Source organism: Motiliproteus sp. (genome assembly GCF_965230735.1).
Lineage (GTDB): Bacteria > Pseudomonadota > Gammaproteobacteria > Pseudomonadales > Balneatricaceae > Motiliproteus.
On the sequence record NZ_OZ246016.1, the window covers coordinates 1,902,537 to 1,922,414 of the forward strand.

Annotated in this window: 13 protein-coding genes; 6 read left to right on the top strand and 7 right to left on the bottom strand. The window is 58.4% G+C overall.

Going from position 1 to position 19,878, the window contains the following annotated elements:
* The first annotated feature begins 56 nt into the window (after positions 1-56).
* From ACO05M_RS08890 to ACO05M_RS08915, 6 genes are all read left to right on the top strand, one after another.
* On the top strand, positions 57-1,439 hold the full coding sequence (locus tag ACO05M_RS08890) for an aspartate aminotransferase family protein (protein ID WP_421870431.1): 1,383 nt from the start codon (positions 57-59) through the stop codon (positions 1,437-1,439).
* 951 nt (positions 1,440-2,390) lie between these two features.
* Positions 2,391-3,857 carry a PLP-dependent aminotransferase family protein gene (locus tag ACO05M_RS08895; RefSeq protein ID WP_421870434.1) on the top strand — a complete coding sequence of 489 codons (1,467 nt, stop codon included), beginning with the start codon at positions 2,391-2,393 and terminating at the stop codon, positions 3,855-3,857.
* Positions 3,858-4,069: 212 nt separating this feature from the next.
* Positions 4,070-5,710: a hypothetical protein gene (locus ACO05M_RS08900; protein ID WP_421870437.1), complete on the top strand. Its 1,641-nt coding sequence runs from the start codon at positions 4,070-4,072 to the stop codon at positions 5,708-5,710.
* Positions 5,711-6,433: 723 nt separating this feature from the next.
* Positions 6,434-6,733, top strand: a complete 300-nt coding sequence (locus ACO05M_RS08905) for a hypothetical protein (RefSeq protein ID WP_421870440.1) — start codon at positions 6,434-6,436, stop codon at positions 6,731-6,733.
* Positions 6,734-7,881: 1,148 nt separating this feature from the next.
* The gene (locus ACO05M_RS08910) at positions 7,882-8,553 is read left to right on the top strand and encodes an ion transporter (RefSeq protein ID WP_421870443.1); all 672 of its coding nucleotides are present in this window, start codon (positions 7,882-7,884) and stop codon (positions 8,551-8,553) included.
* Between the two features lie 112 nt (positions 8,554-8,665).
* Positions 8,666-9,070, top strand: coding sequence for a hypothetical protein (locus tag ACO05M_RS08915; RefSeq protein ID WP_421870446.1), 405 nt, complete (start codon positions 8,666-8,668; stop codon positions 9,068-9,070).
* Between the two features lie 22 nt (positions 9,071-9,092).
* Here ACO05M_RS08915 and fdhD read toward each other — a convergent pair whose 3' ends face one another.
* From fdhD to purU, 7 genes are all read right to left on the bottom strand, one after another.
* Positions 9,093-9,980 (bottom strand): formate dehydrogenase accessory sulfurtransferase FdhD, encoded by an 888-nt coding sequence (gene fdhD / locus ACO05M_RS08920; protein ID WP_421870449.1) that lies wholly within the window; start codon positions 9,978-9,980, stop codon positions 9,093-9,095.
* The gene (gene fdhF, locus ACO05M_RS08925; RefSeq protein WP_421870451.1) at positions 9,961-12,825 is read right to left on the bottom strand and encodes a formate dehydrogenase subunit alpha; all 2,865 of its coding nucleotides are present in this window, start codon (positions 12,823-12,825) and stop codon (positions 9,961-9,963) included. The genes fdhD and fdhF overlap by 20 nt, the downstream gene beginning before the upstream one ends.
* A gap of 6 nt (positions 12,826-12,831) precedes the next feature.
* Positions 12,832-14,442, bottom strand: coding sequence for a formate dehydrogenase beta subunit (locus ACO05M_RS08930; protein WP_421870454.1), 1,611 nt, complete (start codon positions 14,440-14,442; stop codon positions 12,832-12,834).
* On the bottom strand, positions 14,442-14,933 hold the full coding sequence (locus ACO05M_RS08935) for a formate dehydrogenase subunit gamma (RefSeq protein WP_421870456.1): 492 nt from the start codon (positions 14,931-14,933) through the stop codon (positions 14,442-14,444). The genes ACO05M_RS08930 and ACO05M_RS08935 overlap by 1 nt, the downstream gene beginning before the upstream one ends.
* Positions 14,934-15,330: 397 nt before the next feature.
* Entirely contained in the window at positions 15,331-16,176 is an 846-nt protein-coding gene (folD, locus tag ACO05M_RS08940; RefSeq protein ID WP_421870458.1) for a bifunctional methylenetetrahydrofolate dehydrogenase/methenyltetrahydrofolate cyclohydrolase FolD, read from the bottom strand.
* Positions 16,177-16,426: 250 nt separating this feature from the next.
* Positions 16,427-18,874, bottom strand: coding sequence for a GcvT family protein (locus ACO05M_RS08945; RefSeq protein WP_421870461.1), 2,448 nt, complete (start codon positions 18,872-18,874; stop codon positions 16,427-16,429).
* Between the two features lie 146 nt (positions 18,875-19,020).
* Complete coding sequence (purU, locus tag ACO05M_RS08950) at positions 19,021-19,875, bottom strand: formyltetrahydrofolate deformylase (RefSeq protein WP_421870464.1); 855 nt, start codon at positions 19,873-19,875, stop codon at positions 19,021-19,023.
* Positions 19,876-19,878 lie beyond the last annotated feature (3 nt).

A 19,878-nucleotide genomic window follows, 5' to 3' on the forward strand; every position in this document is an offset into this window, starting at 1 on the left:
GCGCCAGCAGGCCGCCTTCTGTCTTTAACAATAAAAACTCCTGTCAGGAGGACGACATGACCAAAGATTTGAACCAACAAGCCACCGCTCAAGACAAGCAGTTCGTTTGGCACCATCTGTCCAACCATAAGCCGTACGAGCAGAATGACCCGATGGTTATCGTTAAGGGTGAAGGCATGCGGGTTTGGGACGCTAAGGGTAACGAATACCTGGACGCAGTTTCCGGCGCGGTCTGGACCGTTAACGTTGGCTATGGCCGCACCGAGATCGCCGACGCAGTTCGCGACCAGCTGGTCACCATGAACTACTTCGCGCAGACTGCTGGCAACATCCCGGCGGCTCAGTTCGCCGAGAAGCTAATCGACAAGATGCCGGGCATGAGCCGTGTTTACTACTCCAACTCCGGTTCCGAAGCCAACGAAAAAGCGTTCAAGATCGTTCGTCAGATCGCTGAGAAGAAGTACGGCGGCAAGAAGCACAAGATCCTGTTCCGTGAGCGTGACTATCACGGCACCACCATCACCGCACTGAGCGCCACCGGTCAGTACGAGCGTAAGGGCCAGTACGGACCGTTCACGCCGGGCTTCGTTGAAGTACCGCACTGCTGCGAATACCGCGCCCAAGACGGTGCTGATCTGGAAAACTACGGCGTTTGGGCTGCTGATCAGATTGAAAAAGTGATCCTGGCTGAAGGTCCGGATACTGTAGGCGCGCTGTGCCTGGAGCCGATCACCGCCGGTGGTGGTGTTATCGAGCCGCCGCAGGGTTACTGGGATCGCGTTCAGGAAATCTGCAAGAAGTACGACATCCTGCTGCACATCGACGAAGTTGTTTGTGGCCTGGGTCGTACCGGTAAGTGGTTCGGCTACCAGCACTACGGCATCAAGCCGGACATGGTTACCATGGCTAAGGGTGTTGCTTCCGGTTACGCAGCGATCTCCTGCACCGTCACCACCGAAGAAGTGTTCAACGCCTTCAAAGAAGACGATCAGTGTGCCCGCATGGGTTACTTCCGTGACATCTCCACCTTCGGTGGCTGTACTGCTGGCCCGGCTGCTGCACTGGTCAACATGGAGATCATCGAGAACGAAAACCTGCTGGAGAACGTTGTTCACCAGGGCGAGTACCTGAAAGGTCGCCTGAACGATCTGATGGCCAAGTACGACATCATTGGTGACGTACGTGGTAAGGGTCTGTTCGCTGGCTTCGAACTGGTTAAAGACCGCGAAACCAAAGAGCCGGTAGAAGAGGGTGTTTCCATGGCGATCGCCGCTGACTGCATGCAGCAGGGCGTTATCATCGGCCGCACCAACCGCTCCTTCAAAGAGTACAACAACACCATCTGCCTGAGCCCGGCGCTGATCGCCACCAAGGCTGACATCGACCAGATCGTCGATGCCCTGGACGGCGCACTGTCCCGCGTAGCTCCCAACAGCTAAGCGATTAGGCTAAACAAAAAGCCATCCCGGAGAGATTCGGGGTGGCTTTTTTGTGGCTGAGAGATAGCTATAAGCCGAGCGCTAGTTCTGGGTTTACGCCCTTGCGGGCGTGGCAACGGATCATTTTATCCTGAGTTGGCTGAACGTTCGAGTTGCGCTCCCCCGAGCGCCTTCATTCTTTTCCCATAGCGGAAAAGAACGAAGCAAGAAAACGCCTAGCCCGATGACTTGCCGGCTACGCCGGGTTCATTCGGCACATCTATGTGCCTCACCCTGCGGGCAGCCTAAGGCTGTGCAAATTGGCTATCCTGCCAATTTGTCCTGGGCGTTGGTTTCTGCAATGGGTACCGATTGAACTCGGCCTATGGCCTCAGACAGTAATCGGTACGGATCCATTGCCGAAGCCAATGCTCGGCAGCGTCAAGGGCGGTTGGATCTGTGCAAGCCGAGGCATGATCGTACAGCCAGAACTTGCAGGATAAACACCCAGTCCCCCTTTTGCGCCGGTGAGCATTGGAGTTGCCGGGTGGAGATAGCGAAGACGGATGTTTGAGGCCGTAGGCCGAGTTCCCGTCGAGCCCAACCGGGAATGAAACGCGCAACACAGTCGGCAACGCCGATCAAGCAAGTGGGGCCGCCTGGGATCGGTAAGGGAATGGCGGCGCATTCCCTTGCCACGCCCGATGGGCGTAATGGGGACTCTCGACCCGCAGCGGAAATGCGATTAAGCACCGATAGATCCAGCAAAACCCGTTCAGGCAATGACAAGATATCAGCAGATTTGGTCGTACCAGTTGCACCAACAACATCGGATACCCAATCTGAATTCACTATCCTTAGAATGTCAGTGGCTATTTAACAACGAATAAGCTATATAGCTGATCACAAAGAAATAATGCAGGGTTTCGAGCGGTTTCTGGAGTACCCCGATCACCCTGAGCAGGAGGTTGTATGTTCCATCTTTTCCATCTCTCCACCGATAAAGACAGCAGCCTTCAACAGCAATTGCGCGAGCAGATCGCCAGCGCCATTCTTAACGGCAATATCCCGGTCGACAGCCCGTTGCCGTCCAGTCGTAAGCTGGCCAAGCAGCTCAGCATTGCCCGGAACACCGTGGTACTGGCCTACGAGCACCTGCTCGACGACGGCTACCTGATCGCCCGCGAGCGTAGCGGTTATTACGTCAATCCGGAGATCCTCAGCCACAAGGTTGCCCAGGAAGCCGAGGACCACCAGGGCGTCGACGGTAACGTGCCGGACTGGAGCACGAAGCTGAAGGCGTTCCCGTCCGGGCAGGCCAATATGAAGAAGCCGCGGGACTGGCAGAAGTACCAGTACCCGTTTATCTACGGTCAGTTCGACCCGACCCTGTTCCCCACCAATAACTGGCGTGAGTGCTGTCGTGATGCGGTCAGTGTACCGGCGATACGTGATTGGGCTTCCGATCGCTTCGATAACGACGATCCGTTGCTGGTGGAGCAGATCCGCACCCGGTTGCTGCCGCGTCGCGGGGTCTGGGCCTCGGCGGAGCAGATTCTGGTCACCGTGGGGGCGCAGCAGTCGCTCTATATTCTGGCCCAGCTGCTGCTGGACAAGGATAGCGTGATGGGGCTGGAAGACCCCGGCTATGTGGATATCCGCAATATCGCCCAGCTCAACCCATCCCAGGTCAAACCGCTACCGGTGGACGACGAGGGCATGATCATCGATGAGAAGCTGGATAACTGCGACTGCGTCTTCACCACCCCGAGCCACCACTGCCCGACCACGGTAACGATGCCGATCGAGCGCCGTTATGAGCTGCTGGAGAAAGCCAACGAGCACGATTTCGTCATCATCGAGGACGACTACGAGAGCGAAACCAACTTCAAGTCCAACCCGATCCCGGCGCTGAAGAGCCTGGATAAGAGCGACCGGGTGATCTACGTCGGCAGTCTGTCCAAGACCCTGGCGCCGGGGCTGCGGCTGGGTTATCTGGTCGGGCCGAAGGAGTTTATCCGCGAAGCCCGTGCGCTGCGCCGGCTGATGGTGCGCCACCCGGCGGCCAACAACCAGCGTTCGGTGGCGCTGTTCCTGGAGCGCGGCTATCACGATGCCCTGATCATGACCATCATGCGGGCCTACGAAGAGCGTTGGCAGGAGATGGGCGCGGCGCTGTCCGAGTACATGCCGGCGACCTTCAACAAACCGAGCTTCGGCGGCTCCTGCTACTGGGTTAAAGGGCCGGAAGGTCTCGATGCCCGGGTACTGCGTAAAGAAGCCGCCGATCGCGGCATCCTGATCGAGCCGGGCGATATCCACTTCCTGTCCAACAACCCGCCGCTGAACTACTTCCGCCTGGGTTATTCCTCCATCGCCAGCGAGCGGATCCGTCCGGGGATCAAGGCGCTGGCCGAGCTGATCGAGGATATGCTCTGAACCAGACGTCGCTCTGGCCTACTCTCCCTGACGTTGTTTCCAGCCTCGCGCGATGGGTTCTAGCCCCCGGAGCGGAGCGCTGGAAAAACCCGCAAATGCGCTAATACTTGTAATCAGGTCAGCGGCCCCGCGTGGGCCGCTAAATCGCAGCTATTAGAAAAATACAGCCTTCAACATGAGCGGTAGTTTGTTGCCGGTTGATAGGAGGCAACATGAGCGATTACTACGATCTGGGCAACTTCAGCCGCAAGGTATCTACCACCTCAGCCGAGGTGCAACGCTGGTTCGACCGGGGACTGATCTGGAATTACGCCTACCATCACGAAGAAGCGATCGAGTGTTTCAACAAAGCGCTCGAACTGGATCCGGACTGCGCGATGGCACACTGGGGCATCGCTTACGCCGCTGGACCGAACTACAACAAGCAGTGGGCTGATCTCGAAGTTGACGAGAAGCAGGCCTGCCTGGACGCCGCCCGGCAGTTGCTGGAAGCAGCCAAGGGGCAGCTGCAAAATGCCACCGAGCTCGAGCGCGCCCTTATCGAGGCGCTCGGCCAGCGCTATCCGGACGATCCTGGCGTGGAAGACTTCGGCCCCTGGAACGACGCCTACGCCAACGCGATGCGTAAGGTCTATCAGGCTTACCCCGACGATCTGGATGTCTGCGCCCTATTCGCCGAGGCGATCATGAACCGAACCCCCTGGGAGCTGTGGGATCTGCCCAGTGGTAAACCCGCCGAAGGCGCCGATACCGAAGAGGCGATTCAGGTACTCGAGACCGCGTTCGATCAGCTGGCAGGGAAGGGCGCCAAACAGCATCCTGGACTGCTGCATATGTATCTGCACCTGATGGAGATGTCGCCGCACCCGGAACGCGCCCTCAGCGCCGGCGATGCGCTGATCGATCTGGTGCCGGATGCCGGCCACCTGCAGCATATGCCGACCCATATCGACGTGCTGTGCGGTGACTACCACAACGTGGTGCTGCGTAATCACCGCGCCATCCAGGCCGACCGCAAGTATTTCGAACGCAACGGGGCGCTGAACTTCTACACCCTCTATCGCTGTCACAACTACCACTTCAAAATCTACGGTGCGATGTTTCTCGGTCAGCGACAAGTGGCGCTCGACACCGCCGAACAACTGGCCGCCACCCTGCCGCCCGAGGTGGTCGAGCCGATGGCCGACTGGCTCGAGAGCTTCTATCCGATGACCCAGCACGTATTGATCCGTTTCGGCGAGTGGCAGCGGATCAAAGAGCAGCCGTTACCGGACGACTCCAAGCTGTACGCGTTCACGCTGGCGATGATCCACTACGCCAAAACCGTGGCCTATGCCGCCACCGGCGAGATCGCTGCGGCCGAGGCCGCCCGGGAGGATTTCTTTGCCGCCAAGGTGGCGATGCCCGGCAGCCGGATGATCTTCAACAACCTGTGCAGCGATATCCTGAATGTGGCCGAGGCGATGATGGAGGGTGAGCTGAGTTACCGCAAAGGTGATTTCGACGAAGCCTTTGCTCACCTGCGTCACTCGGTCGAGCTGGATGACAACCTGCCCTACGACGAGCCCTGGGGCTGGATGCAACCGACCCGCCATGCTCTCGGTGCGCTGTTACTGGAGCAGCAGCGGATCGAAGAAGCCGAGGCGGTCTATCGCGCCGATCTGGGCTTCGACAACAGCCTGGCGAGGGCCTGCCAGCACCCGGGCAACGTATGGAGCCTGCACGGCCTGCACGAATGCCTGACCCGACAGGGGCGCACCGACGAGGCGATGCTGATCAAACCGACGCTTGATATCGCCCTGGGTCGAGCCGATGTGACGATCAAATACTCCTGTTATTGCCGCGGGTTGTGAGGGCTATTCCATTGGGTTGGAGTTCGTCCTGAATTGCAGAGATTGGGTGAGGCTTGTGGTTGCGCTCAGCCGAGCGCGTTCATTTCTTTTGCGCGGGCAAAAGAAACAGAACCAAAGGCTCTTTCCCACAAGAAAAGCCCCGCTTGCTTGGCCAGCTTCGCTGGCTACGTTGCGCGTTTCACTTGGTAATGGCCGCGATTTGAACTCGTTCGCTTCGCTCTTTCAAACATAAATCGCTCTTTTCCATTACCAAGCTGCAATGCTCACCGGCGCAAAAAGGGAGTTGGGAGTATGTTCAGATATTTCAGGATGAGCTATCAAAGTTTCGGTTTGCACAATACCAACCGCCCTTGACGCAGCCGAGCATTGGCTTTGAAAATGGATCAGCGCCGATTACTGTTTGAGGCCGTAGGCCGAGTTCAATCGGTGCCCATTTTTGAAGACAACGCGCAGGACAAATTGGCAGGACAGCCAATTTGCATAGCCACAGGCTGCCCGCAGGTTGAGGCGCAGGGATGTGCCGAATGAATGCCCGAAGGGCCAAGTCATCGGGCTAGGCGTTTTCTTGCTTCGTCCTTTTCCGCTATGGGAAAAGAATGAAGGCGCTCGGGTGAGCGCAACAGGGATTACCTAGATACGCGAAAGACCAGAGAAATTGAGTCTAAAACCAAACTGTTGCCGTGGCCTGAAGAGGGCTGCAAAGCCGGTAAATCTGGGCGTTAGATGGTTATCGAGAGTCGAATTACACAGGCGGTACTGGCCGCCGTCCCGTTACTGGTGTCGCCGCTGTTGTTGTTTGCACTGGCCGAAGGATGGCTGGACTTTGGCGGCGGTGAGAAGGACGTCATTCTCGTCCTGCCCTATCTGATCCTGACCTTCACCTTCTTCTGCTGTGCTCTGGTGTTGATCTTCAAACGCTGGCCGTTATCGCGTTGGGTTAAGCGTTCGGCGGCACTGTCTTTCGGATTGCTGTTGCTGCTGTGGATAGTGGCCTATCTGACCAGTTGGCTGGGCGTTTCATGAGTTTTGCTGAGCGACTCAAGGGTGTGGCAATCGCGATCGGCTTATTGCTGTTGTGTGCGCCGGTGGCTGTAGTTCTTACAATCCTTACCGCATCGTTTTGGGCTTGGGTCGAGGCTGCGTTTGGTGTTGAGGCTTATGGGCATTCCGGACCGGCGGAGTGGTGTTATCTGGTTGTTTATGGGGTGCTGGTGGTTGGTTGTACTTGGGGTTGGAGTCGATTGCAGCGCGGGACCTAAGTAGTGATGCGAGCAGGGGAAACTGCTCTGGGTTAGGGAGTTTGTCCTGGGTTGATGAGCTTTGGTGAGGTTTTTTGTTGCGCTCAGCCGAGCGCGTTCATTTCTTTTGCGCGGGCAAAAGAAACGGAACCAAAGGCTCTTTCCTACAAGAACAGCCCCATTGCTTGGTCGGTATTGCCGACTTCGTTGCGCTTTGAACTACCCGATGGGCTACGACGGAAACTCGCTCGCTACGCTCACTCAAACAGCCGTCTTCGCTGATGCACCGGTCAGTCCAATGCTCACCTGCGCAAAAGGGGAGAGGGCGTTCGTCCTGAATTTAAGAGTTGTTGGAGGTATTTCGTTGCGCTCACTCGAGCGCGTTCATTTCTTTTGCGCGGGCAAAAGAAACAGAACCAAAGAAAAGCCGCCCCACTTGCTTGGCCAGCTTCGCTGGCTACGTTGCGCGTTTCGCTTGGCAATGGCCGCGATTTGAACTCGTTCGCTTCGCTCTCTCAAACATAAATCGCTCTTTTCCATTGCCAACCTCCAATGCTCACCGGCGCAAAAGGGGAAGAGGGAGTTTCTTCTGAGATGAATGGTTTTTGAAGTAGGATGATGAAGATCCGGCTTGCACGGACTCAACCGCCCTTGACGCAGCCGAGCATTGGCTTTGAAAATGGATCAGTACCGATTACTGTTTGAGGCCGCAGGCCGAGTTCAATCGGTGCCCATTTTTGAAGACAACGCGCAGGGACTCGGCGAAGCCGACAAGTCATTGGGCTAGCGTTTTCTTGCTTCGTTCTTTTCCGCAATGCGAAAAGAATGAAGGCGCTCGGGGGAGCGCAATAGGAACTATCGGGATTCAGAGAAAGTCAGGAAAAATAGATCTGTCCCGAGGTTTTAGTATTAACTGTACAGGTAGAACAGTTCATGACTGAGAAAGGAAGCGCAACATACCAGCTATTTCTATTAGCTTTAAGCATCTATGTACTTGTGGTTGTCTTTGTTGAAACCTTTATCATCACGGACCCTGAAATATCACTTGTATTACAACGAATAGATTTTTGTATATGTTTGGTTTTTCTTGGCGATTTCTTTTACAACCTTTATGTAGCAAAAAGTAAACTGGCTTATATGAAGTGGGGTTGGATAGACTTAGCTTCTTCAATACCGTTGGTCGATCCACTACGCTGGGGGCGATTGGCTAGAATAGTCCGTATATTAAGGTTTCTAAGAACTATAAAATCATTAAAAGTACTGATTACATCTATTCAAGGTAGTAAATTTCAAAGTCTTACTCTTATTGTTCTACTCATTACTTTTTGCTCTTTTACAATATGTGCAGCTCTGATTTTAGAGTTGGAACGTGATGTTTTAGGCGGTATCAATACAGCTAATGAGGCGCTATGGTGGGCCTTTCTTAACATAATGAACGCCAAAATATCTATCACTCAAGCGCAATCAACGGGCGGAATGTTTATAACAGTTGTCTTAAATAAAATTGGATTTTTATTATTTGCTTACTTCAATGCAATAATCATTGCATGGTTGGTTAATAAACGAGTTGAGTTTAAAAATAATGTCAGTGCTAGTCACAATTAGCAAGGCTGCCAGAGCTAATGCCAACTAAGTTTGGCAAGATTGGAATCCATCGTTAAGATCAATCAAAATATAGCAGCAATAAAAAATAGTGCAGAAATTAAGGAATACAAATATGGAAAGTCGTATCCCCTTACCAACAGACAATATATATAAATTCTACGCTTTATTCGGATTGCTGTTATTAATATTTGGTTTTGCTTCGTTTCTTTATGTAAATCAATCTAATAATGACCTTATATTCGAAGTTGGAGTTGAGTATGAAACACTCAAAGCTGATCCTTCTCGCTCAATATCACAAGAAGCCCGTTTTCAACTATTGAGAAAGGAACTGGAGATTTCTCAAAGTAATAAGACCTTCTTTTTATCTTGTTTAGGCGCTGTCATTGGGATAGGTATTTATATGATGTGGTATGGATTTAAAAAATGGCACAACGAAGTACAGCCAATCCAAGATGAAATGGCCCGATTAAGCCTTGAAAAGCTACGTCGAGAGCTAGAGGAAGACGAAAGCACCTGATAAGAAACTCAGATGGCCATGCTTACAAGCATGGGGGACAGTAATGCACATGACTCCCATCCCGAGCAAAGCCGGTCAGCCGCACTCCAGTTTGCTCCGCTAATCGCACCGCCAACGCCGTAGGCGCCGAAACCGCCACCAGCTGGCTGATACCAGCACTGGCGGTTTTCTGAACCATCTCGTAACTGGCCCGGCTGGAGATCAGCACAAAACCTTGCTGTGGATCGAATCCATCCACAGCCAGCGCCCCGAGCAGTTTATCGAGCGCGTTATGGCGCCCCACATCTTCCCGTAGTAGCTGAATCTCACCATCGCGGTTGCACCAGGCGGCGCCGTGGAAGGCGCCGGTGAGCTGCTGCATCGGTTGGTGTTGGTTGAGCTGGCTTAGGGCCTGTTGAATGGCCTCGTCGGTGACCGGCTCGGTGGGGGCCACCGGGTCCGGTTGGCGGTTGGCGTGTTCCAGCGAGTCGGTTCCACACAGGCCGCAGCCGGTTCGGCCGGTTAGATTGCGTTTCTGGGCCTTGAGCGCCAGGGCCTGGCGGGCGGCGATCTCCAGATTGACCTCAATGCCTTGCTCGTGGACTTCGATATCGATGCCGTAGAGCTGGCCCGGACTCTCCAGAATCCCTTCGCTGAGGCTGAAGCCCAGGGCGAAGTCTTCTAGATAGTCCGGGGTGACCATCATCACCAGGTGGCAGACGCCGTTGTAGCACAGTGCAACCGGGGTCTCTTCAGCGAGCCAGTCCTGCGCCGACGTCGGCTGCGGGCGCTCGCTGCTCCAGCGCTGCACTCTGTGCTGTTGGGCCTGCGACGGTTGCTTGGTCGGCTTGAGTTGTTTGTGACCGGCGTCGCTCACTTCAAGATCCTTGTTGGGTAAGCCCGTGGTGGACTTACCCTTGCTGGGGTTCACGTTTACGCTGCTTCAGCAGTTCGGACTGCCGCTCGCGCAACTGCCTGAACTCCTGCTGCCAGCGGGACGGTTGGCTGACTTTCTCCACCTGCACCGCGGTCACCTTGTATTCCGGGCAGTTGGTGGCCCAGTCCGAGTTGTCGGTGGTGATCACGTTGGCGCCACTCTCCGGATGGTGGAAGGTGGTGTAAACCACGCCGGGCTGCATCCGTTCGCTGATCCGGGCCCGCAGCACGGTGTCACCGGCGCGGCTGCTGATGCCGAGCCAGTCACCGTCGTTGATACCGCGATCTTCGGCGTCCTGCGGATGGATGTCGAGCCGGTCTTCGTCATGCCAGGCCTGATTGGCGGTTCGACGGGTCTGGGCGCCGACGTTGTACTGGCTCAGTACCCGACCGGTGGTCAACAGCAGCGGGAAGCGGCGGCTGCAGCGCTCGGTGGTGGGGACGAACTCGGTCAGCACGAAGCGGCCTTTGCCGATCGGGAAGTCCTCGACGTGCATGATCGGCATGCCGTCCGGGTTCTCGTCGTTGCAGGGCCATTGGATCGAGCCCAGACGCTCCAGCTTGTCGTAGCTGACACCCTTGAAGGTGGGCACCAGGGTGGCGATCTCGTCCATGATTTCGGACGGATGCTGGTAGTTCATCGGGTAGCCCAGCGCGTTGGACAGGTCCATGGTGACCTCCCAGTCGGCCTTACCGGCCAGCGGCGGCATCACCTTGCGAACCCGGTTGATGCGGCGCTCGGCGTTGGTGAAAGTGCCATCCTTCTCCAGGAAGCTGGCGCCGGGCAGCAGCACATGGGCGAACTTGGCGGTTTCGTTAAGGAAGATATCCTGCACCACCAGGAAGTCCAGCGCCTTCAGTGCGGCTTCGACGTGCTGGGTGTTGGGATCGGACTGGGCCAGATCCTCGCCCTGCACATACATGCTCTTGAGGTTGCCCTCCAGCGCGGCGTTGAACATGTTCGGAATCCGCATCCCGGGTTCCGGATCCAGGCTGACACCCCAGGATTGCTCGAAGCGAGCACGGATCTGGTCGTCGCCCACCGGCTGGTAGCCGGGCAGCTCGTGGGGGAAGGAGCCCATGTCGCAGGAGCCCTGAACGTTGTTCTGCCCCCGAAGCGGATTGACCCCGACGCCGCTGCGGCCGATGTTGCCGGTGGCCATTGCCAAATTGGCGATCCCCATCACCATGGTGGAGCCCTGGCTGTGTTCGGTCACACCCAGGCCGTAGAAGATGGCGCTGTTGTCGGCGTTGGCGTAGGTACGCGCTGCCTGACGGATCGCCTCGGCGCTCAGGCCGGTGACCGCCGCCATGCGCTCTGGGCTGTTCTGCTCGTCGAGGATAAATTCACGCCACTGCTGGTACTGCTTGTCGTCGCAGCGCTTGGCGATAAAGTCCTGGTCTTCCAATCCTTCGCTGACCACCACGTGGGCCAGGGCGTTGATCAACGCCACGTTGGTGCCCGGCAGCAGCGGCAGGTGCTGGGACTCGCCCAGCGAGGCGGTCTTGAGCAGGTCGATCTTGCGCGGGTCGGCCACGATCAGCTTGGCACCCTGGCGCAGGCGACGACGCAGCACCGAACCGAACACCGGGTGGGCGTCGGTGGGGTTGGCGCCGATCACCATGATCACGTCGGCATCCATCGCCGAGTCGAAGGTTTGGGTCCCGGCGGACTCGCCCAGGGTCTGCTTGAGGCCGTAGCCGGTGGGGCTGTGACAGACGCGGGCGCAGGTGTCGGTGTTGTTGTTACCGAACGCGGCCCGGATCAGTTTTTGCACCAGGTAGGTTTCTTCGTTGGTACAGCGCGACGAGGTGATACCACTGACGCTGTTGCGACCATGCTCGGCCTGGATCGCCTTGAAGCGGGAGGCGGTGTGTTCGATCGCCTGCTCCCAGCTGACTTCACGCCAGGGCTCGTCGAGGCTGTCGCGGATCATCGGGGTGCGGATACGGTCCTTGTGGGTGGCGTAACCGAAGGCGAAGCGGCCTTTGACGCAGCCGTGGCCGTGGTTCGCTTCACCGCCCTTGTAGGGCACCATCCGGACCAGTTGATCGCCCTTGAGCTCGGCCTTGAACGAACAGCCGACGCCGCAATAGGCACAGGTGGTGACCACGCTGCGCTCGGGCTGGCCCTGCTCGATAACGCTGTTCTCCATCAGGGTGGAGGTGGGGCAGCTCTGCACGCAGGCACCGCAGGAGACACAGTCGGAGGCCATAAAGTCGCGGTTGCCGGCGGTGATCTTGGAGTCGAAACCGCGGCCGTTGACGTTCAGCGCAAAGGTGCCCTGAACCTCTTCACAGGCCCGCACGCAGCGCGAGCAGACGATGCACTTGGCCGGATCGAAACTGAAATAGGGGTTGCTCAGATCTTTCTCGGCATCGAGGTGGTTATGGCCGTCGAAGCCGTAGCGCACTTCGCGCAGGCCCACGGCTCCGGCCATGTCCTGCAGTTCGCAGTCACCATTACTGGGGCAGGTCAGGCAGTCCAGCGGGTGGTCGGAGATATACAGCTCCATGATATTGCGACGCAGCTTGGCCAGCTTCGGATTCTGGGTCGTGACCTGCATCCCGTCTTCGGCCGGGGTGGTACAGGAAGCCGGGTAGCCACGGCGACCTTCGACCTGTACCGCACACAGACGGCAGGAACCGAACGCATCCAGGTTATCGCTGGCGCACAGCTTGGGAATAGTGATGCCGGCCAGGGCGGCGGCACGCAGTACCGAGGTGCCTTCGGGTACCTGCACAGGGATGCCGTCGATCGCCACTTCAACCAGGGTATCGGAGATGACCGCCGGGGTGCCCAGATCTTTTTCCTGGGCGGGATCAAAATGCTCTAGCATGGCTTGTTACTCCCCTGTTGATGGCGTGGCTGTTGAAGCTGAAGTCGTCGAGAGCGCGAAGTCTTCCGGGAAATGCCGTAGCGCGCTGCGAACCGGATTCGGCGTCATGCCGCCCATGGCGCAGAGCGAACCGTCTTCCATGGTTTCACAGAGTTCGTCGAGCAGCTCCAGATTGGCTTCACGGCTCTTGTGATCAGAGGCGTCGGCGATGATCCGATCGATCACCTCGACGCCACGGGTCGAGCCGATCCGGCAGGGCGTGCACTTGCCGCAGGATTCGACCACGCAAAACTCCATTCCGAAGCGGGCCTGCTGGGCCATATCGACCGTATCGTCAAAGGCGACGATGCCGCCGTGGCCCAAGACCGCACCGGCTTCACTGAAGGTTTCATAATCCAGCGGCAGATCCCACTGCGACTCCGGCAGGTAGGCGCCCAGCGGGCCTCCGACCTGAACCGCCCGCAGCGCGCGACCGCTGGCCGAACCGCCACCGTACTCTTGCAACAGTTGGCGTAGCGAGGCACCGAAGGCCAGCTCCACCAGCCCGCCGCGTTCGATATTGCCGGCCAGTTGGAACGCCTGGGTACCGCGGGAGCGACCCATGCCGTAGTCGGCGTAGGCCTGGCCTCCGCGGGCCAGGATGAACGGAATCGCCGCCAGCGACAGGACGTTGTTGACCACGGTGGGCTGACCGAACAGACCCTCCAGCGCCGGTAGGGGCGGCTTGGCGCGAACCAGGCCGCGCTTGCCTTCGAGGCTTTCCAGCAGCGAGGTTTCTTCACCGCAGATATAGGCACCGGCACCGAGACGGACTTCCAGGTGGAAGTCGCGGCCGCTGCCCTGAATATCGTCGCCCAGGTAGCCCGCGGTGACGGCGCTGTCGATCGCCGCATCCAGAATCTGTTTCGCCAGCGGGTATTCGGAGCGCAGGTAGATGTAACCCTGGCTGGCACCGACCGCCAGGCCGGCGATGGTCATGCCTTCGATCAGCATCATCGGGTCCGCTTCCATCACCAACCGGTCGGCGAAGGTGCCCGAGTCGCCCTCATCGGCGTTGCAGACGATATATTTTTGCGGCTTGGCCGGTGCGGCGTCCAGTACGGTCTGCCATTTGATCCCGGTGGGAAAGGCGGCGCCGCCGCGGCCGCGCAGGCCGGAGGCTTTGACCTCGTCGACGATCTGCTGGGCGCTCAGGCCCAGGGCGCGCTTGAGGCCGTCAAAGCCTTCGTGGGCACGGTAGTCGTCGATCGACAGCGGGTCGATCAGTCCGGCGCGGGCGAAGGTCAGTCGTTGCTGGTTTTTCAGGTACGGAATCTCGTCGGTCGGGCCCAGACAGAGCGGATGCTCACTCTGGCCCTGCAGCATCCCGGCTTCGAGCAGCGCGGGGATATCTTCGGCGCTGACCGGGCCATAGGCGATACGACCCTCGGCGGTCTCGACCTCCAGCAGCGGTTCGAGCCAGAACAGCCCCCGGGAGCCGTTACGGACGATCTCGATCGACTCGCTGTTTGTAGAGAGTTGTTGAATCAGCGCGTCGACCACTTCGTTGGCACCCAGTGACACGGCGGTGGTGTCGCGGGGGATATAAACCTTGGTGCTGTTTGTATTAGAAGCCATCACTTCACCTCCAGCGGCTGGGTCCGCAGCGATTCCACCAGCGCGTCGAGACGCTCCGGTGTGACCCGACCAACGACCCGGTCATCGATCTGGATATTGGGGCCGCAGGCGCAGTTGCCCAGGCAGTAAACCGGTTCCAGGCTTAGGGTGCGGTCGGCGGTGCTCTGGTGGAAATCGATCTCCAGGCTGGCCTTGGCGTGTTGCTCCAACTCGCGGGAACCGCGGGCCTGGCAGGCCTCGGCGCGGCAGATCTGCAGCTGATGGGCAGCCGGCTCGGTGGTACGGAAATGGTGATAAAAGCTGATCACCCCTTCGATATCGGCGCGGGTGCGGGAGAGGGCGTCGGCGATCTGGGGGACGGCATCGGCGGGGATATACCCCAGCTGATCCTGGATACTGTGCAGCAATGGCAGTAGCGGGCCGGGCTGGTCACGGTGTTGGTCAATTAAAGTGGCAACCTTGGCCAGACGGTTGTCGGGTGTCTCGGTCATCAGCGGCTCCTGCCTGCAGTGTTGTATCGGCTCGGACGGACCGGGCCTGTTGTTATCGGGTCACTTTAGGGCACTTACACTCGGCGCTTCTTGAGGCACCTTTTTTGTATTCACTTGTATCTGTCACTGTATCCGTGACTGTTATCCGTCAATCGGGATGGCGACTGCTATAAGTGTAACGCTCAAACTCGAATCCGGGGTAGGGAGTCGGTCCCGCCATTCAGAGTCTTCACGGGTTTTGATAACGCCGGAGCAGGGTCGGTTCCCCGGGGGCCGGATTCAAGCCTCAGTGCCGGTTAGCTATCAGGGTAGGTCGGCGGCAAGCGAATGTCGCCATCCTCTGCGTCAGCCGTTGCGCTGATTGCGACAGCGCAACGGACTGGGCTGCAACTATGACTTACTGGTTGTGGCTGGCTTTGGCCGACTCCAGGGTCTGACTGATCAACGCGTTGATCGTCATCGGGCCGACACCACCGGGAACCGGGGTCAGGGCCGCAGCCCGTGACTCCAGGCCGTCCTTTTCGATATCACCGATGCCTCCGGCGTGATAGCCGGCGTCGACGACCACTGCGCCGTCTTTAATCCATTCCGCTTTGATCAGCTCCGGCTTACCGACGGCACCGACCAGGATATCGGCCTGACCGATCAGGGCTTCCAGGTTCTGGGTGCGCGAGTGGCAGATGGTAACGGTGGCGTTGGCGTTGAGCAGCATCGCCGTCATCGGCTTACCCAGGATCGGGCTACGTCCGACCACCACCGCGTGCTTGCCTTCGAGCTCGATGTCGTAGTGTTGCAGCAGGGTCATGATGCCCGCCGGAGTGGCCGAACCGTAGGCGGGCTCTTCCATCGCCATGCGGCCGAAGCCCTGGGTGGTGACACCGTCGACATCCTTCTCGATCGCGATAGCGTCGAAGCAGGCGCGTTCGTCGATCTGTGACGGCACCGGATGCTGCAGCAGGATGCCGTGAACATCAGGGTCGTTGTTGAGGCCGTCGATGGTGGCCAGCAGCTCTTCGGTGGTGGTTTCAGAACCGAGGTGGATGCTGCGCGAGCCCATACCGACTCGACCGCAGGCGTTGATCTTCATCTGAACGTAGGTGGCCGAGGAAGGATCGTCCCCGACCAGGATGGTGGCCAGTACCGGCTGGTTGGCGCCAGCGGCGACCAGCTCCTCGACTGAGGCTTTCAACATGGCTTCGCGGCTTACGGCCAGCGCTTTACCGTCCAACATCAAAGCGGACATGGAATTACCCTCTTTTGGTTCGCTATCGCAATTGACCAGTCGGGAGCGCCTTTGTTGCGCCCCCCGCAGGCCTTTACCTGTTGAGCATATATTAACCCGGCGGGTTAATAGAGTGATGCAGTGATGCATCAACATTGGCCGCAGGCCAATGTGAGCCCAATAAAAACAAGCTGTTTCGCACAACAGCGCCCTTTTTTATTGGGCGAAGGACAAATAGGAAGGAAGCCTATTTGTCCACCAGGCGAACAGCTTAACACTTGATCTTTTCCATCGCCGGATCATATAGCGATCGTAGCGACGGCTTGACCGAGTAGCGCTCACACTCCACCTCGATCTCAAATTGGCTCTCGTCAATCCAGTTCTTGGTGACCCCGGCGTCGTGCTCGACGTAACCCATCGCAACGGTGGCGCCCAGGCTATGGCAGAACATACCGGCGGTGGTGCGGCCGACGATCTTGCCGTTGGCGTAGATCGGCTCCTCGTGGTAGCACAGCGGCTCCGGGTTCTCGAACAGGAAGGCGACAAAACGCTTCTTCAGTGGCCCCTGCTCCTTCTGCGCCAGCAGCGCTTCCTTACCGATAAAGCCGCCTTCCTTGTCGAAGTCGGACGCAAAGCTCAGTCCGGCTTCCAGCGGGGTGTCTTCGTCGGTGATGTCGTGGCCCCAGTGACGGTAGCACTTCTCCATCCGCAGCGAGTTCATGGTGTGGTAGCCGTATGGCTTGATACCGAACTCTTCACCGGCATCCATGATCGCCTCGTAGACGCTTGGCGCGTACTCGGTCGGGATGTACAGCTCCCAGCCCAGCTCACCGACATAGGTGATTCGGGAGGCGCGGACCAGGGCGTAGTGCAGATCGATCTCTTTGGAGGTCGCAAACGGGAACGCCTCGTGGGACATATCCGTGTTGGTCAGCTTGCTCAGGGTATCGCGCGAGCGCGGCCCCATCACGGTGACCACGGCCATCGCCGAGGTTACGTCGGTGATCACCACCATGTGGTCACCCTTGTTGCGACGCAGCCAGTCCAGGTCGCGGGTCTGACAGGCAACCCCGGAAACCACCAGGTAGCGGTCTTCGGCCAGGCGAGTCACGGTGACGTCGGCTTCGATGCCGCCGCGCTCGTTGAGCCACTGGGTGTAGACCATCTTGCCGACTTTCACGGCGACGTTGTTGGAGCAGACGCGATTGAGGAACTTCTCGGCATCCGGGCCTTCGATCTGGTACTTACAGAACGAGCTCTGGTCCATCACACCGACGCTGTTACGGACCGCTTCGTGCTCGGCCTTGTTGTTGTCGAACCAGTTCTGGCGACCGAAGGAGTATTCGTATTCCGGCGCCTGGCCGCCGTTGGCGAACCAGTTGGCGCGCTCCCAGCCGTTCTCGCTGCCGAATACGGCGCCCTGGGCCTTGAGCTGCTCATGCAGGACTGAGCGACGAACGCCACGGGAGGTCTTGAACTGCTTGAACGGGTAGTGGGTTTCGTACAGCAGACCCAGGGTCTCGGTAGTGCGCTCCTGCAGGTAGGCTTGGGTGCCCTGGAATGGCATGTTGCGGCGGATATCCACATCCCACAGATCGCGCGGGGCGTGGCCCTTGTGGATCCATTCGGCCAGCATCTTGCCGGCGCCACCGGCGGACTGAATACCGACCGAGTTGAAGCCGGCGGCGACGAAGTAGTTGCGCAGCTCCGGCGCTTCACCGAGGTGGTAGCGGTCATCGGGGGTGAAGGACTCGGGGCCGTTGAAGAACACCTGCAGGCCTGTCTCCATCAGCTTGGGTACCCGGTGCATGGCGGCTTCGAGGTAGGGTTCCAGGTGATCGAAATCTTCCGGCAGCTCGTCGAAGTGGAAGTCTTCCGGGATCCCGTTCATGCCCCAGGGCTTGGCGTTGGGTTCGAACATGCCGATCAGCATCTTGCCGGCATCTTCCTTGTAGTAGCAGTAGCCGTCCATGTCGCGCATGGTCGGCAGGCCGTGCTGCAGGTCGGGCATGTTTTCGGTGACGACGTAGAAGTGCTCGGCGGCGTGCAGCGGCACGTTAACGCCGGCTTTCTTGCCGAATTCGCGGGCCCACATGCCGGCACAGTTGACCACGTATTCGGCATCGATATCGCCGTGCTCGGTGATCACCCCGGCGGCCTTGCCGTCGCGGATCTTCATGTCCAGTACTTTGCAGTTTTCAAAGATCTTGGCACCGCCCAGCTTGGCGCCCTTGGCCAGCGCCTGGGTGGTGTCCACCGGGCTGGTCATGCCGTCCATCGGCAGGTAGATCGCGCCGACCACGTCGTCGACGTTCAGCAGCGGCCACATCTCTTTAGCGTGGTCCGGGCTGATCACATCACAGGGGAAACCGGCCACTTTGGCCATCGAAGCGCCGCGCTTGAGCTCGGACATCCGTTCTTTGTTGGTGGCGATGGTCAGCGAGCCGTTGCGGACAAAGCCGGTGGCTTGGCCGGTTTCGGCTTCGAGCTGCTCGTAGAGGCTGGCGCTGTAGTTGGCCAGCATCGACATGTTGTAGTTGGCGCGCAGGGTCGGAACCAGACCGGCGGCGTGCCAGGTGGTGCCGCAGGTGAGGGTGCGGCGCTCGAGCAGGACCACGTCGGTGATCCCCAGTTTGGTCAGGTGGTAGGCGATGCTGCAACCGATGACGCCGCCACCGACGATAACGACTTGGGCTGAAGAGGGTAGTTGTTTGTTCATTGTTATTCTCCAGATTCGCCTGGAACTCCGATGCAGGCGAGTGGTTTGTTCAACCCTTTTCAACCGTGGTTGGTTGTCGGGTAATGATACGGTTAACCGCCCCGATCGATATGAGGTGGATCAATCGGGGCGGTATCCACGGCCGGTTAGTTAAACACCACCGTCTTATTGCCGTGGACCAGAATTCGGTCTTCCAGATGGGCGCGCAGGCCCCGGGCCAGCACGGTCTTTTCGACGTCTTTACCCAGACGGACCAGGTCTTCGACGTTGTCGCTGTGGGTCACCCGGGCCACGTCCTGGTCGATGATCGGCCCTTCGTCGAGCTGCTCGGTGACGTAGTGACAGGTGGCACCGATCAGTTTGACCCCGCGGCGTGAGGCCTGGTGATAAGGCTTGGCACCGATAAAGGAGGGCAGGAAGCTGTGGTGGATGTTGATCACCTGATGGCGGTATTTCTCGCACAGCGCCTGCGGCAGGATCTGCATGTAGCGCGCCAGCACCACGCAGTCGGCATTGTACTCATCCACCAGAGCCTCGACCTGGGCAAAACCCGGCGCCTTGTCGTCCTTGTCGATCACCACGTGGTGGAAGGGGATGCCATACCACTCAACCAGTCCGCGCATATCGTCGTGGTTGGAGATGACGCAGGGAATATCGCAGTGCAGGTCGCCGCTCTTCCAGCGATCCAGCAGATCCGACAGGCAGTGGCTGCCCTTACTGGCCATCAGGATCACCCGCTTGGGCCGGTGGTTGTCCACCAGACGGATGTTCATGCTGCACTCTTTGGCTAGCGGATCGAGCTTGGCTTGCAGCTCGTCGATACCGAATGGCAGCGAGTCGGCCTGGATTTCAAAGCGGGAGAAGAACCAGTTGCTCTCCTGATCGGAGTGGTGCGCCGCTTCGGAGATCCAGCCGCCGTTGCTGGTGATCACTTCGCCGACGCGGGTAACAATACCGACCCGATCAGGGCAGTCGAGAATTAATCGATAGGTGTGGTTCATGGC

Bases quoted from the DNA above. Each gene is read 5' to 3' on its own strand.
- fdhF (WP_421870451.1), bottom strand. From the start codon at position 12,825: ATGCTAGAGCATTTTGATCCCGCCCAGGAAAAAGATCTGGGCACCCCG.
- ACO05M_RS08905 (WP_421870440.1), top strand. From the start codon at position 6,434: ATGGTTATCGAGAGTCGAATTACACAGGCGGTACTGGCCGCCGTCCCG.
- ACO05M_RS08930 (WP_421870454.1), bottom strand. From the start codon at position 14,442: ATGGCTTCTAATACAAACAGCACCAAGGTTTATATCCCCCGCGACACC.
- purU (WP_421870464.1), bottom strand. From the start codon at position 19,875: ATGAACCACACCTATCGATTAATTCTCGACTGCCCTGATCGGGTCGGT.
- ACO05M_RS08935 (WP_421870456.1), bottom strand. From the start codon at position 14,933: ATGACCGAGACACCCGACAACCGTCTGGCCAAGGTTGCCACTTTAATT.
- ACO05M_RS08915 (WP_421870446.1), top strand. From the start codon at position 8,666: ATGGAAAGTCGTATCCCCTTACCAACAGACAATATATATAAATTCTAC.
- ACO05M_RS08895 (WP_421870434.1), top strand. From the start codon at position 2,391: ATGTTCCATCTTTTCCATCTCTCCACCGATAAAGACAGCAGCCTTCAA.
- folD (WP_421870458.1), bottom strand. From the start codon at position 16,176: ATGTCCGCTTTGATGTTGGACGGTAAAGCGCTGGCCGTAAGCCGCGAA.
- ACO05M_RS08910 (WP_421870443.1), top strand. From the start codon at position 7,882: ATGACTGAGAAAGGAAGCGCAACATACCAGCTATTTCTATTAGCTTTA.
- ACO05M_RS08900 (WP_421870437.1), top strand. From the start codon at position 4,070: ATGAGCGATTACTACGATCTGGGCAACTTCAGCCGCAAGGTATCTACC.
- ACO05M_RS08945 (WP_421870461.1), bottom strand. From the start codon at position 18,874: ATGAACAAACAACTACCCTCTTCAGCCCAAGTCGTTATCGTCGGTGGC.
- ACO05M_RS08890 (WP_421870431.1), top strand. From the start codon at position 57: ATGACCAAAGATTTGAACCAACAAGCCACCGCTCAAGACAAGCAGTTC.